The organism is Clostridium intestinale DSM 6191, from assembly GCF_900130055.1.
In the GTDB taxonomy this organism is placed as follows: domain Bacteria; phylum Bacillota; class Clostridia; order Clostridiales; family Clostridiaceae; genus Clostridium_T; species Clostridium_T intestinale.
Genome location: NZ_FQXU01000003.1, coordinates 54,987 through 69,145, shown reverse-complemented (window position 1 = coordinate 69,145; position 14,159 = coordinate 54,987). Strand labels below are relative to the sequence as shown.

The following is a 14,159-nucleotide window of genomic DNA, read 5'->3' as shown; positions in this document are numbered from 1 at the left end:
CTCAACCTTTTGATATCAGCTCCCTGCTGCACTATTTTATTTATCTTCTTTGTTTCTGATTACTTTTAACAATACTTATACATTCACTATTATCACTTATAAGATATTTGTCTCAATTAAATACTCTATAATCTCTATTCTATTTACGTTATGAAAATCATACTCAAATATTAATGCAATGATAATCTAATTGCCATTAAAATCTCTTTTCAATATTTCAATTATCGCTATAATGATAAAAGTCCTAGGTATAATATTATTACTACTAATTTTGCACTAAATTTGATACAACAGTACAAATTCCTTTAATGTTAATAAGCTATCTTCTATAATTTGCTACATCAACAAAAAAACAAGTTAACACTCGCTCCATCTCCACTATCAAATTTGATTGGTCCCAAATTTCTCACTTCATCTTTAATCAATATAATATATTCTTTTATATTCATTCATAGCATAGTTGTCTGTCATTCCAGATATATGGTCAACTATATTTCTTACAACCACTTTTCTTTTATATATGTATTCTTCTCTTTCATTTGGTTCTATATTTTCTAAATCTGTTTTACAAATTTTTTTAATTTCATCCCTAACTAATCCTATATCTCCATCTCTAAAATTAACTACATTTTTTGTCTTCTTCCTAATGTCTCTATGAATTCTTTTAAGCGTACCATCAGGAAGTAACATTATATTTTCATAATACGCTTTAAATAGTTGTTCAATAATTTTACTAGCTTTCCCATCAAATCTAGTTACATCAAAACTATTTATAACCTTTTTGTTTATTACTTTTTCAAGATATGTTAATATAAACTTTCCATTTTTGCTAAAGTCAATTAGCTTATCATCTATTCTATGATTATCTATAAAGAACTTTTTAGTTAAATCGTAATAATCCATTCTTTCTTTAGAACTAGTTACAACATCTTTAATGAAGAAAGTAATTATTTCTGATACAATTCTAGATCTAATAATGTCTTGATCATCAATATACATTCTATTTTGTTCTCTTAATGTCACTTCTTCATTTTTGACTTTCTCTATTAATTCTTTAATTCTTTGCATTTTATTTATATTACATATATCGCTCAGCTCCTCGAGGTCAATATGCTTAGACGCTAAAGCATCATCTAAATCATGCCCTCTTTGAGCAATTTCATCTGCAATATTTACTATTTGTCCTTCAAGCGTAGTTGGAAACTTATGCTCTAGAAAAAGTTTTTCTTCATCTCCATTAATTAAAAATTCTCTTACATCACAACATCTTCCTTTACAATCATGAGAATCCTCACAACTATCACAATTACCATTTTCAAAACCTGTGTGTTTTAATACTCCTTCAAGTAATTGATAAGATAAATTTATTCCTTCAAACTTCAAATATTTTTCATCTAAATAGCTTAATACACGTAACCCTTGAAAATTATGCTTAAATCCTCCCATTTTTATTTCTTTACAATTTTTCACTAAAGAAATTTTATCTTTTAATATATCATTAAGAGTTCTCTCCCCTTGATGTCCGAAAGGGGTATGTCCAATATCGTGTGCTAATGCTATAGCTTCTGTTAGCTCGTTATTAAGCTTTAATTCATTTGATATTCCTCTTGCTATCTGAGAAACCTCTAGTGTATGTGTCATTCTAGTCCTAAAATGATCGCCTTTAGATGATGTAAATATTTGTGCCTTATCAACTAATCTTCGCATAGCTTTTGAATGAGTAATTCTTTCCCTATCTCTTTGAAATTCTCCTCTACTATCATCACTTACTTCTTTACTTTCATTTTCTATTATTGCTCTTCTACAATTTTCATTTTTTTGAGCTAATATATGTAGATTACTTTCACTTTCAATTTCTTTATATATTTGATCATCATAATCTGATATCTCTAAATGAAATAGATCCTTTTGTGATGACACCAATTCATTATATAGTTTTCCACGTTTCTCAATGCTTACATACGACTTTTTATCAAAATCCTCGATTATATTTAATCCAATATTTATTAAGAAATTTTGTGTTACTAATTTTGATTCAATTTTGTCACTAATAATAAATTTCAAATTCCCTCTATTTTTTTCTTCATCAAGAATCATACATTTCCCTAAATATAATGATTGAAATTCACACTCTACATTATTTACTTCCTTATAAATAACAAAAACAATATCATATTTTTTATCCCTTTTATATTTTTCACTTTTCAAAATTCTTTCAATAATTTCCCTATCCTTAATGTAAGAATTATAGTATCTGTAAATATTCTCTTTATAACTTTTATCTAACCTATCAATTATTTCTTTTTCTGTTTCGTAACTACGCTTTGATTCTCCCTCAACAAGTTTTATTTTTACTAGTATAAATTTTTCCTCACTCATTTTTTCTCTCCTTTATCCATAGTTTTTATTTAAATTAATTTATTACATTAGTTCATAATTAGTATTATACTTAGAAATTACTCATATGTTTTTTGGAGAACTATTCCCTCATTAAATCCTCCTCTTTCCACTTTCTTATCTTCCCTCTTCTTTAAAAGCTCTTCTTCAGTAAATCCTAAATTATTAGCTAGTCCAAATAAAACTTCCATAATATCAGCAAGCTCTTCAAGGTTTTTATCTTCTTTAAACTCTAATACTTCTTCATCAAGCTTTTTCATAAGTAAATCTAATCTTTCTTCTTTATCCGCAACTATGTAATCACAATTACTTCCTGATTTTTTTATTACCTCTGGTATTTTATCTCTAACTAACTTGTTATATGTTTTCATATATCCTCCAATATTTCACACACTCTCACCCATATGACTACACTTCTCTTCTAGTAATATCCAATTTTAATCTTGTTCCATTCACTTCCTTATGTTGCTATTATATAACATTATTTACCTCTTATTCAACGAATTCCTACAATATTCAACTGTTTCATGCCTTTTAAAATTAAAAAGGATTACTGATATCTTTAGTTGATATCAATAATCCTTTAGTATGAATTAAGTCTAAAATGACTCTAATGAAGAACCTTCGGTTCTTCTACAGTATTAAAGTGTAAAGTATTTTTCTAAATCTTGAATTTTTTCTAAATCGAAAATATCTGTAGCTATTTCTTCTACAACTATTTCTGGTAAAACTTTTATTTTATCAATATATTGTTGAGGTACTGATTCAAACTTTTTAATTAATTGTTTTATTAATACTTCTGCTTTTCCCTCTGCTTTCCCTTCCGCTTTTCCTTCTGATTTCCCATCTTCAAAAATCATTTTTCCAACCTCAGTCATTGATATCACCTCCATGAACTTCTTTTTTTGAAACTTCATCTCCAAACTTATCAAATAGTGCGTATAATAGTGTTGTGCATTTATTTTTGTCTTCTTTTATCATTATCTTATCAGCTAATTCTATACATTTCATTATTCTTGCGTTCTTATTTTCTTTAGTTTTCATTAAAGGAATAAATGTTAAATTAACTATATCTTCGTCTGTTAAAGGGGTTCCATTTATAATTTTTTCTTTTAAATAATCAAATCTTTCATCACCGTTTAGACTATTCATGTAAAAAGCCTCAACAGAATATTTTACAGAACCTCCATCTATGTATGTCTCTGTATTCTCTATATCAGCTGAATAAATAACCACTGTCTTTACCTTTTTCTTATCTTTGCAATATAGAGATGTATCATAATATAAGAATCTACTCAAGTCATCCTTTTTATTTGTGGTTTGAAATTCAAAATGCAAGTAACCACCATCTTCAGTATAAAACAAATAATCCATTTGGTTTGTTTTTATCTCTATGTTCTTTAATTCAGTTACAGCTGGAGCAATTATTTTTTCTTCTATTCCAAAGAATTTTATAGCGTGATCTTTAAAATACTCCATAGCCTTTTTCATTATTGTATCTTCAACTTTATTATAATCCATATTTACCTCCTATTTCTACATATTTTCATTAGTTATTATTCCCAATATGAGAACATATATTCTGATTAGCAATATTTTGTTGTTTTCTAGAATAAGAGGTAAATATCTTGGAAGGCTTGGAAGTTATCTGCCTGCATGACTGAACTAAAGGTTACTAGAACCTAATTTTCTCATTATATTCCTTGGAGTATTGGTTTTTATCCCAAATAGCAAAAGGAGACACTTCTAGACTATATTAAGTTACTTTTCTAAATGACTTTGATGAAGAACCTTTGGTTCTTCTACAGGATTAAGGTGCAAAGAAAAAAGTGCCCCATCCCAACAAGAGTAGCACTTTTCCTACAGTTTGTTTTTAAATAAACAAATCCAATAGCCCTAAAACAAAATAAGCACTTTGTGAAAGTGACTAGCAACAAATATAAAGTGAAACTTTTCAGATGGAGTTTTATACTCCATATGAATTTAGTTGAACTAATCCAGGAACGTGCATCCGTTATATCCCACTTGAATAATTGGGGATATTAAGGATGCTAGTTATCGGATAAAATTTGTGCTATCTACTTTTGTTCTAAGGATACTTAGTGTTGACGCACTAAGTATTTCTTATTTATAATATATCAAAAATAAAACAAACACAACCTAATTTTACATTCAACCAATATTTCCTTTATTTCACACACCTAAAATACACAATAGATTTAATATTATAAACCTCAACTTTTGTATATAGTTTATTCAGTATTTGAGAAACTTCATCTTTAGTATAAAAGGGAGGTGTAAACCATCCTTTGGGCATTAGGAATTTGTTTACTATAAAATCTGTTGTTTTTCTTTCACCACTAATGTAAAAGCAACCACAGAATATACCACCTTTTTTAAGAACTCTTGCAGTTTCTTTAAATGCATTTTCCTTATTGGGAAATGCGTGAAATCCATTCATTGAAAGAACCAAATCAAAATTATCTGCTTCAAAAGGAAGATTGGACACATCACCTTGTAAACATTTAATATTGCTGATTCCCATATGTTCAAAGCGTTTTTCTGCCTGTGAGAGCATATCTGTAGAATAGTCTAAGGCAGTAATATCAGCATTTTTTATGGTTTTATATTTATTTGCTGTAAATACTGCTGTTCCTACTGGTACATCAAGCATTTTACCATTGAAGTCATTTGGAATAAAAGAAAGTAGTGTTAGAACGTAATCCTCATCTTTCATACCCCATGCAAATTTATTATAGGCTTTTGACCAAAAACTATTTGCTGTCAAAACATCATCATAAATGTTTTTTGACTCTTTATAAGCAACTTTAATTTTATCCTCTGTATCATTCATAAAAAAGACCTCCTTACTATACTGCAAGCTCAACTATAGTAATCTTAAAGTTCTCCTCATTTCTATTTCCTTATATAGTTATTATATAGCATTTTTTACAGCTAATTCAATGAAAGCATATAAATTAACTATTCAATTAGGTTAATATGAAGATATAATAAAAGTAAAATATATGGAGGATAAGAAAGTGTTAGAACAGAAAAATATAGGTATTTTACTTTTTAATGAAGTTGAGGTATTAGATTTTGCTGGTCCTTTTGAGGTATTTTCAATTGCTACATATATGGGATGCAATGAAAAACCCTTCAAAGTACATACAGTAGCTGAGACAAAAGACTTAATAAAAGCTCGTAATGGGTTAAAGATTCAGCCTGATTATGATTTCTGTGACGCTCCACAGTTTGATATTTTAATTATACCTGGGGGATATGGAGCAGAAGAAATTGAAATTCATAATCCAAAGATTATAAGCTGGATTAAATCTAATATGAATCATGTGGATATAATGGCATCTGTCTGCACTGGTGCATTTTTATTGGCTGAGGCTGGTTTATTAGAAGGAAAACAAGCTACAACACATTGGATGGATATTGATAGGTTAGAAAAAGAGTATACTAAAATTAATGTCCAGCGTAATGTTAAGTTTGTCGATGAGTCTCCTATCATTACTTCGGGTGGTATATCTGCTGGAATTAATATGTCATTTTACATTATTAAGAAACTTTTAGGTGAAGAAATTGCTGTTGCTACAGCTAAAAGGATGGAATACGATATTGATATTCTGAGTATTTAACTACTGATAGTGATACATACTTTTCTTTTATTAAAAACTACAGGTGGACAATCTCACCTGTAGTTTTTTATGATACATTTCAACATTATATTAAAACATATTTCTATTATCATTTTCCTTCCGATATATGAAGTACATTATAAATTGTCCCTTTTTCTGCTTTTACTTTACTTAAATCCTCTATAAAATAGAAGATAGTGTATTTCCATTTGTCTGGATTATAAATAACAACATACTCTACATCGTAAAGTTTAGGCATATCCTTTTTTATTTCATCCTTTAAATTTTTCAAACTTTCTTGAGGTTTTATTTCTTTTGTTACTTCAAATACGTATTTTATATTTTTAAAATCCTGGGTTGTTGTATCAATTAGTGGTATTCCTACATTTACTTTTTGCCATCCAAAGGAAGTTATTATATTATCATAAAAGCCATCAAATAGGAATTTATTTAAGCCCTTGCTGTCTTTCCATATATATAAGGGACAATAACTGTTTTGTAGATTATTATTTTCTCCATTTTCCGTTATTAGATATAGTTTGATCTTTAAGTCCTCAAAGCCATCGGTTTTATGACCATTATTTTTGACTCTATCCTTTATTATATTCATATCATAATTGCTGGGTAATATAATCTTATATTGTGTTGCTATCATTTTACTTTCATCCTCCTTGTATTTTTCATTAATTATAAGAATAGTTATATTTGTTTTTACAATTATAGTTTAACTCCCTAAATAAAAGCTGTATAATACTTATAAATAATGGCTAATATCATTTTTAGTGATATCACAATATAGAATAATTTTTCTGAAAGGTTTTCTACTATGGAAATTAACGATTTAAGAATATTTCAAATGGTTGCTTGTGAAAAGTCTATATCAAAAGCTGCATTAAACCTTGGATATGCACAGTCTAATATAACTATGAGAATTAAGGTTCTTGAAAATGAACTAAATACTACTTTATTTACAAGGAATAATAGAGGTGTAACTGTTACTCCCAATGGAGAGAAACTACTTGAGTATGCTGATAAAATTATTAGGTTAGTGGCTGAAGTTACAGAAGAGTTCTCCCCTTCTAAAATTAGTTCTAAACTTACAATTGGAGCTACACAAACTATTTCTGCCTCTAGACTACCTAAGTTATTTGCTTTATTTTACGATAAAAATCCTTCTGTATCTTTAGTATTAAAAACCGATAAACAAGAAGTTCTTTTAGATAAACTTTCTAAACATGAGCTAGATGGTGCCTTTATATATGATGAATATCCGTCTATTAAGTTTAAGGAAGTTTTTAGTTTCATGGAGGAGACGGCTTTAATCTCTTCTAAACCTATTAAGGATATTAATAATATAACCACACCAATAATAGTAAATACAGATACTTACTGTCCCTATGGTAAGCTTATAAAAAAATGGTTTGCTACTAACCACTTAAGTCCAGTTAACATCCTAGAGTTTGATACTTTGGAATCTATTCTTAATGGCGTAAATAGTGGTCTAGGTGTGTCTCTTCTGCCTAAAAGTATTTTGCCTAAAAATAATGATTTTCATGTTTATGATTTAGGTGAATATTTTAAGAAACTTAAGCTTAAATTTGTAGTAAATGACCATGTAAAACTTAATGCTTCACTTAAAAGTTTTATTGATATATCAAAGGAATATATAAACAGATAGAAAAAAGAGCTCTTGGTTTCTCCCAAAAGCTCTTTTTAAGTTCTATAGAATACTTTCTATTATTCCACCGCCAACTACATTGTTTCCATCATAGAATACTACTGATTGACCTTTTGTGATGGCTCTCTGCTTATCCTTAAAGCTAACTTTTACCTTACCATCTTCATAAGGTGAAACAATTGCTTTAGCTGGTTTTGCAGCATATCTCATCTTAGCTGTAACTTCTATTTCTTTATCTAACTTATCGAAAGTTATAAAGTTTAAATCTTTAGCTATTAGATCTGTTTTAAATATGTCTTCTTCTGGTCCAAGGACTACTTCATTTGTCATTGGGTTTATATCAGTAACAAATACAGGTCTTCCAAGGGCTATTCCTAGTCCTTTTCTTTGACCTATTGTATAGTATACAATTCCTTTATGTTCTCCAAGTACATTACCAAATTTATCAACAAATTTACCAGTTTTAACTGTACCAGGTTTAGCTAAAGTTATATAGTTACCATGATTGTTATCACTAACAAAACATATTTCTTGGCTATCTTTCTTATTATGAACAGCCAAGCCAATTTCTTTCGCTATTTCTCTTATTTTATCTTTAGTGTATTCTCCACAAGGCATTAATGTGTGCTCAAGTTGGTATTGAGTAAGGTTATATAAAGCGTAGGTTTGATCTTTTCTATCATCATCACTTTTTATAAGATTATATCTACCATTTTCTTTAGCTATTTTTGCATAATGTCCTGTAGCTACGTATTCTGCTCCTATTCCTTCTGCTTTTCTTAATAATTCATCAAATTTAAGATATTTATTACAAGCTACACAAGGGTTTGGAGTTTTTCCTTCTAAGTATTCATCTACAAAGTAGTCTATAACTTTTTCTTTAAAGCTATCTCTAAAGTTTAGAACGTAAAAAGGAATACCCAGCTTATCTGCCACTCTTCTAGCATCATCTACAGCTGATAGTGAACAGCATCCACCTTCTCTTTCTTCATATTCCTTATCTTCTTGCCATACTTGCATGGTTACTCCTATAACGTCATAACCTTGTTCTTTTAAGAGGTATGCTGCAACAGAGGAATCAACCCCTCCGCTCATACCTACAACAACTTTCTTTTTCATAAAACCACCTTTATATTATTCATCACCATGAACATGGTCATGAATATCATCATGTTCTTCAAAATCCCAACCTGTTAAATCTAATCCAGCGTTTTTTCTATAATCATTTATAGCTTTATGAATAGCTTCTTCTGCTAAAACTGAACAGTGCATTTTAACTGGTGGAAGTCCATCTAAAGCTTCTGCTACTGCTTTATTAGTTAATTCCCAAGCATCTTCTAAAGTTTTTCCTATTATTAGTTCTGTAGCCATTGATGATGATGCAATTGCTGATCCACAACCAAAAGTTTTGAATTTAGCATCTTTTATTACATTATCTTCAACCTTTAAGTATATTTTCATTATATCTCCGCATTTAGCGTTTCCAACTTCTCCAACACCGTTTGCGTCTTCGATTTCACCTACGTTTCTAGGATTTCTAAAATGGTCCATTACTTTGTCACTATATATCATATTATTTTTCCCCTTTCTTTAAAAAGTCTTCCCATAGTGGAGACATATTTCTTAATCTTTCTATAATTGGAGGTACAACTTCTAAAACGTAATCCACCTCTTCTTCTGTGTTTCCATCTCCTAAAGACAATCTTAAAGATCCATGAGCTTTTTCATGAGGTAATCCTATAGCTAAAAGTACATGAGATGGATCTAGAGAACCAGACGTACAAGCACTACCTGAAGACGCACAAACACCTTCAAAATCTAATGAAAGAAGTATTGACTCTCCTTCAATAAATTCAAAACCTACGTTAACATTACCAGGTAATCTCTTATCACCTCTTGGTCCATTTAACTTTGTATGTGGCACTTTTAATAGTCCATCTATTAGTTTCTCTCTAAGAACTTCCATAGCCTTAGTGTGTTCTTCTAGGTTTTCATAAGCAAGTTCCATAGCTTTACCAAGTCCTACAACTCCAGCTATATTTTCTGTTCCTGCTCTTCTTGCTCTTTCTTGCCCACCACCGTGGATTAAATTATCTATTCTTACACCTTTTCTTATATAGAGAGCTCCTACTCCTTTAGGACCATAGAATTTATGTCCAGCTAAAGATAGTAGGTCGATGTTCATGTCTTTAACATCTATCTCTAAATTTCCGATTGCTTGAACTGCATCTGTATGGAAAATTATTCTTTTCTCTCTACAGATTTCACCAATCTCTTTTATAGGTTGAATAGTTCCTATTTCATTGTTTGCAAACATTACAGAAACTAATATAGTTGTATCTTTAATTGCATTTACTAAGTCTTCTATTCTTATAAAACCTTCTGAATCAACATCTAGGTAAGTTACTTCAAATCCATTTTTCTCTAACCATTCGCAAGTATGTAATACCGCATGGTGCTCTATTTTAGTTGTAATAATATGATTTCCTTTTTTCTTTTGGGCAAATGCTACACCTTTAATGGCCCAGTTATCTGCTTCTGATCCGCCACCAGTAAAGTATATTTCTGAAGAGTCTGCATTTAAGGGCTTTGCAACTCTTTCTCTAGCTTTATCTATAGCTCTTTTTGTATCTCTAGAAATTCCATAAAATGATGATGGATTTCCGAAACTTTGAGTAAAATATGGCATCATTTCTTCTAGAACTTCTGGTTTAACATATGTAGTAGCTGAATAATCCATGTAAACTGTTTTATTCATTGTTATCACTCCTCTTCTCCATTTTTATCAAAGAATTTTTTGTTTTCATACTGTTATAGTCGTCAACAATGTCTTGTAAAGTTACAGATTCCATAACTTCATCAATACTTTCCTTAATTTTTTTCCATAAAAGCCTGGTTGCACAACAATCTAGGTTATCGCAGACAACCCCATCAATACACTCTGCTATTTCAACTGGTCCTTCTAAAATCTCCATTATATCAGAAACTTTTATTTCTTTAGGATCTTTGTTTAGTATATATCCTCCTTGTGCACCTCTTATACTTTTCAGAAGCTTTGCTTTTCTAAGTGGTGAAAATAATTGTTCTAAATAATATTCGGATATATTTTGTCTTTCAGATATAGTTTTAATTGATACAGGGTCCAGTCCATAATGTATTGCTAAATCAACCATAGCTTTTACACCATATCTACCCTTAGTAGATAATTTCAAAAAAATCACTCCTTAAAGCCGACTAAAATGATAAACTTTATTTTATAATAATAGCAAATCCGACCTTTACTGTCAACAATGAAAGTATTTACTTGTTATAGAATATTAAACTAATATTCTATAAAGCAAAAATATCTTCAAGAAAATCCTTCCTGAAGATATTTTTTACTCTTTATAATTTAAACTTATTTATATTAGTTATCATTTCTTCTGACATATCATTAAGTGCTTGTGCTGAGTTTGCAACGTCCTCTGAAGAACTATTCATTTCATCTGAAGATGAAGCTATTTCTTCTGTAGATGCTGTTACTTCCTCTGACACTGCTGATAAGTCTTCTATTTTACTTAATATAGTATTCTTTTGATTATCTAAATTATTTAATGAAACTGTAGCTGTTTTAATTCTTGGTGTGTTTTCATTTATAGAATCAAAAACTTTCTCAAAAGAATCTGTGATACTACTTATTACATTTATTTGGTTATGTAATTCATTTTCCATGACTTTAGTTGTATCAACAACCATGTTTTTCTCTACACCTATGTCTCTTATTAGGGTATAGATATTTTCTGATGAGGTTTTACTTTGTTCAGCAAGTTTTCTTATTTCTTCTGCTACAACAGCAAATCCTCTACCATGTTCTCCAGCTCTAGCAGCTTCTATGGATGCATTAAGAGCTAAAAGGTTAGTTTGTTCTGCTACACTATTGATTAAGTTTGTTATTTCACTTATCTTGTCTACATTACTACTTAAATTATTGATTTTACTTACTACATCCTTAAATTTTGTAGATACTTCATCAATAGACTTCATAAGCGCTTGTACATATTGTTCGCTGTTATTCACTAAAGTCTCGCTAGTTTTTGAGTTAGTTTCTATAACTCTTATAGCCGAAACTATTTCATCAAGATCATTTGAGAAGTCTGATAATATACCATTGATATTCATAATCTCCTCACTTTGTCCAGTTGTTCCCTTAGCTACTTCTTGAATTGAAAAGTTTACGTTAGTTGAGGAAGCAGACATTTCTTCTGCTGTAGCTGCTAAATTTTCTGATTTTCTGCTTATCTCTTCTGAGTTATTTTTAATAAGTTTTATGGTTTCAGATATATCCCCTACAGTTTTATGCAAGGTATTACTCATAACCCCAAATTCATTTTCACTGTCTGTGCTAAAGTCTACTGTAAAATCGCCTGTTGCAAGCTGTTCAATTTTACCTGTCATAGTTTTAGATGCTTTTCTAATAACTGTTATAATAGTAGCTGAAATAAGCAAAAATCCTACTACAGCTAAAGATATAATCAAATTCAAGTTTTTAGCTGTCTTTGCATAAATATCCTGACTTTCCTCATTAAGCTTTGCAGCTTCTTCAATATCATATGTCTTTAAGTTAAATAAAGCTGTTTCTCCATTAGTTGCATATTCCGAAAGCTTACTGTAGTCATATTCTGACATGGGTTTTCCTTTAGATAAATCTCCTTCAATTACTGTCCATGTATTTTTGTACGAATCGTAATTTTTATTAAATACATCTAATTCCCTTTTCTCATTTTCATCAAGATTTAAAGCTGAATACTCTTTTAAATAATCATTAATTTTGTCATAATGTTTATTTATAGTTTCAATATATTTTTTATCATATTTTATTATAGTTTTATGAGTTTCTATTCTTATGTTTGCAAACTCGCCTCTTATTCCAGCACTAAGGCCTAAAGGTTCTACTCTTTCGGTATACATCATATCAATATTGTTATTTACCTTTTTAACTCCTATGTATCCAAATATTCCAACCCCTACTGTAACTAATACCGCAACTAGAGATAGTACTATAAAACTTCTTATAATCGTAATACTTTTAAGTCTAGACTTCAAAATAAACATCTCCTTAATTGATTTTAACTCAATTATATCAAGTTATTATGCTGCAAACAATAACTATTATTTTTTAACTTTTATTACCTTCCAATACTTCTTTATACTTTCTTCATATTTATTATTTTGCTCTTCATAATAAACTCTATCTTTAATATTATCAGGCAAATACTGCTGCTCTATATAATGATTTTCATAATTATGTGGATATTTGTATTCTATCCCTCTGCCTAAAGTTTGTGCACCAGCATAATGAGCATCTTTTAGATGAAGGGGGATATCATCTATATCCATAGTATCTAAATCACTCATAGCCTTATCAATAGCTAAAATAGCTGAGTTTGATTTAGGTGCTGTTGCTAATAAAATCGTAGCATGAGCTAAAGGTATTCTTGCTTCTGGAAAGCCTAACATATTAGCACTATCAACGCAAGCTTTAACTATAGATACTCCTTGAGGATATGCAAGGCCTATATCCTCAGCAGAAATGACCATTAATCTTCTACATATAGATACTAAGTCTCCTGCCTTAACTAACCTAGCTAGATAATGAATAGCTGCATTTGGGTCACTTCCTCTTATTGATTTTTGAAAAGCACTTAAAATATCATAATGAGCATCTCCACTAATGTCATAGTTAAGTATCTTTTTTTGCACCGAGTCCGCTGCAACTTCTTTATCAATTATTATTTTTCCTTCACTATTTGGATTAGTTGAATAAAGTGCTACTTCTAAACCATTAATAGCTTTTCTCACATCTCCATTAGCAGAATCGGCAAAAAATTCATAACCCTCTAAAGTAACTTCTATATCTACTCCTCTATAATCCTCCTGTGCCAAATCCCTTGCTCTTCTTAAAGCATCTATAACATCATTTTTCTCTAATGGCTTAAATTCAAAAATAGTACTTCTACTTAAAATCGCCTTAAAAATATAATGGAAGGGATTTTCTGTAGTAGACGCTATTAAGGTAATTCTTCCATCTTCTATAAACTCTAATAAAGACTGCTGTTGTTTTTTATTAAAGTTCTGAATCTCATCTAAATATAAAACAACTCCATTACTCCCCATAAAGGTATCAAGTTCACTTACGATCTGCTGAATATCTTTTAAAGAAGCATTAGTTGCATTTAACTTATAAAATCTCCTATTCGAAGTTTCTGCAATAATATTGGCTACCGTAGTTTTCCCAATACCAGGAGGTCCGTAAAATATCATATTAGAAATCCTGTTACTTTTAATTATTCTATTTAAAATCTTACCTTCACCTAAAATATGCTTCTGTCCAAACACTTCATCTATATTTCTAGGTCTGACCTTATCCGCTAAAGGTTTATACATTACATTTCCTCATT

14 protein-coding genes are annotated in these 14,159 nt (G+C 29.8%); 2 read left to right on the top strand and 12 right to left on the bottom strand.

Annotated elements, in window-relative coordinates; genetic code table 11:
- Positions 1-417 precede the first annotated feature (417 nt).
- The 5 genes from BUA92_RS00360 to BUA92_RS00340 form a co-directional block, all read right to left on the bottom strand.
- Positions 418-2,379 (bottom strand): deoxyguanosinetriphosphate triphosphohydrolase family protein, encoded by a 1,962-nt coding sequence (locus tag BUA92_RS00360; protein WP_073015744.1) that lies wholly within the window; start codon positions 2,377-2,379, stop codon positions 418-420.
- A 77-nt stretch (positions 2,380-2,456) separates the two neighbouring features.
- Positions 2,457-2,768, bottom strand: a complete 312-nt coding sequence (locus BUA92_RS00355; protein ID WP_073015742.1) for a nucleoside triphosphate pyrophosphohydrolase — start codon at positions 2,766-2,768, stop codon at positions 2,457-2,459.
- A gap of 270 nt (positions 2,769-3,038) precedes the next feature.
- Positions 3,039-3,275, bottom strand: coding sequence for a DUF4351 domain-containing protein (locus BUA92_RS23500; RefSeq protein WP_073015741.1), 237 nt, complete (start codon positions 3,273-3,275; stop codon positions 3,039-3,041).
- Positions 3,268-3,918 carry a hypothetical protein gene (locus BUA92_RS00345; RefSeq protein ID WP_073015739.1) on the bottom strand — a complete coding sequence of 217 codons (651 nt, stop codon included), beginning with the start codon at positions 3,916-3,918 and terminating at the stop codon, positions 3,268-3,270. Before BUA92_RS00345 ends, BUA92_RS23500 begins: the two co-directional genes overlap by 8 nt.
- 667 nt (positions 3,919-4,585) lie before the next feature.
- Positions 4,586-5,251, bottom strand: coding sequence for a class I SAM-dependent methyltransferase (locus tag BUA92_RS00340; protein WP_073015737.1), 666 nt, complete (start codon positions 5,249-5,251; stop codon positions 4,586-4,588).
- Between the two features lie 172 nt (positions 5,252-5,423).
- On the opposite strand from BUA92_RS00340, the gene BUA92_RS00335 reads away from it, so the two are divergent.
- Positions 5,424-6,044 (top strand): DJ-1/PfpI family protein, encoded by a 621-nt coding sequence (locus tag BUA92_RS00335; RefSeq protein WP_073015735.1) that lies wholly within the window; start codon positions 5,424-5,426, stop codon positions 6,042-6,044.
- A gap of 109 nt (positions 6,045-6,153) precedes the next feature.
- On the opposite strand, the gene BUA92_RS00330 is transcribed toward BUA92_RS00335, so the two are convergent.
- Positions 6,154-6,699, bottom strand: a complete 546-nt coding sequence (locus BUA92_RS00330; RefSeq protein WP_073015733.1) for a DUF4865 family protein — start codon at positions 6,697-6,699, stop codon at positions 6,154-6,156.
- Positions 6,700-6,870: 171 nt separating this feature from the next.
- Here BUA92_RS00330 and BUA92_RS00325 point away from each other — a divergent pair, with 171 nt between their 5' ends.
- Positions 6,871-7,722: a LysR family transcriptional regulator gene (locus tag BUA92_RS00325; protein WP_073015731.1), complete on the top strand. Its 852-nt coding sequence runs from the start codon at positions 6,871-6,873 to the stop codon at positions 7,720-7,722.
- Positions 7,723-7,764: 42 nt separating this feature from the next.
- Here BUA92_RS00325 and mnmA read toward each other — a convergent pair whose 3' ends face one another.
- The 6 genes from mnmA to BUA92_RS00295 all read right to left on the bottom strand — a co-directional run bounded on the left by mnmA (position 7,765) and on the right by BUA92_RS00295 (position 14,145).
- Positions 7,765-8,841 (bottom strand): tRNA 2-thiouridine(34) synthase MnmA, encoded by a 1,077-nt coding sequence (gene mnmA / locus BUA92_RS00320; protein WP_073015729.1) that lies wholly within the window; start codon positions 8,839-8,841, stop codon positions 7,765-7,767.
- 15 nt (positions 8,842-8,856) lie between these two features.
- Positions 8,857-9,294, bottom strand: a complete 438-nt coding sequence (gene nifU / locus BUA92_RS00315) for a Fe-S cluster assembly scaffold protein NifU (protein WP_021802293.1) — start codon at positions 9,292-9,294, stop codon at positions 8,857-8,859.
- Position 9,295: 1 nt separating this feature from the next.
- Positions 9,296-10,480 (bottom strand): cysteine desulfurase NifS, encoded by a 1,185-nt coding sequence (gene nifS / locus BUA92_RS00310; RefSeq protein ID WP_073015727.1) that lies wholly within the window; start codon positions 10,478-10,480, stop codon positions 9,296-9,298.
- Complete coding sequence (locus BUA92_RS00305; RefSeq protein WP_073015724.1) at positions 10,473-10,934, bottom strand: RrF2 family transcriptional regulator; 462 nt, start codon at positions 10,932-10,934, stop codon at positions 10,473-10,475. Before BUA92_RS00305 ends, nifS begins: the two co-directional genes overlap by 8 nt.
- 172 nt (positions 10,935-11,106) lie before the next feature.
- Positions 11,107-12,804 (bottom strand): methyl-accepting chemotaxis protein, encoded by a 1,698-nt coding sequence (locus BUA92_RS00300; RefSeq protein WP_073015721.1) that lies wholly within the window; start codon positions 12,802-12,804, stop codon positions 11,107-11,109.
- 66 nt (positions 12,805-12,870) lie between these two features.
- On the bottom strand, positions 12,871-14,145 hold the full coding sequence (locus BUA92_RS00295) for a replication-associated recombination protein A (protein ID WP_073015719.1): 1,275 nt from the start codon (positions 14,143-14,145) through the stop codon (positions 12,871-12,873).
- Positions 14,146-14,159: the final 14 nt, after the last annotated feature.

What these genes read in the sequence shown, in the direction of transcription:
- BUA92_RS00360 (WP_073015744.1), bottom strand. Translation starts at nt 2,379, where the DNA reads ATGAGTGAGGAAAAATTTATACTAGTAAAAATAAAACTTGTTGAGGGA.
- BUA92_RS00355 (WP_073015742.1), bottom strand. Translation starts at nt 2,768, where the DNA reads ATGAAAACATATAACAAGTTAGTTAGAGATAAAATACCAGAGGTAATA.
- BUA92_RS23500 (WP_073015741.1), bottom strand. Translation starts at nt 3,275, where the DNA reads ATGACTGAGGTTGGAAAAATGATTTTTGAAGATGGGAAATCAGAAGGA.
- BUA92_RS00345 (WP_073015739.1), bottom strand. Translation starts at nt 3,918, where the DNA reads ATGGATTATAATAAAGTTGAAGATACAATAATGAAAAAGGCTATGGAG.
- BUA92_RS00340 (WP_073015737.1), bottom strand. Translation starts at nt 5,251, where the DNA reads ATGAATGATACAGAGGATAAAATTAAAGTTGCTTATAAAGAGTCAAAA.
- BUA92_RS00335 (WP_073015735.1), top strand. Translation starts at nt 5,424, where the DNA reads ATGGAGGATAAGAAAGTGTTAGAACAGAAAAATATAGGTATTTTACTT.
- BUA92_RS00330 (WP_073015733.1), bottom strand. Translation starts at nt 6,699, where the DNA reads ATGATAGCAACACAATATAAGATTATATTACCCAGCAATTATGATATG.
- BUA92_RS00325 (WP_073015731.1), top strand. Translation starts at nt 6,871, where the DNA reads ATGGAAATTAACGATTTAAGAATATTTCAAATGGTTGCTTGTGAAAAG.
- mnmA (WP_073015729.1), bottom strand. Translation starts at nt 8,841, where the DNA reads ATGAAAAAGAAAGTTGTTGTAGGTATGAGCGGAGGGGTTGATTCCTCT.
- nifU (WP_021802293.1), bottom strand. Translation starts at nt 9,294, where the DNA reads ATGATATATAGTGACAAAGTAATGGACCATTTTAGAAATCCTAGAAAC.
- nifS (WP_073015727.1), bottom strand. Translation starts at nt 10,480, where the DNA reads ATGAATAAAACAGTTTACATGGATTATTCAGCTACTACATATGTTAAA.
- BUA92_RS00295 (WP_073015719.1), bottom strand. Translation starts at nt 14,145, where the DNA reads ATGTATAAACCTTTAGCGGATAAGGTCAGACCTAGAAATATAGATGAA.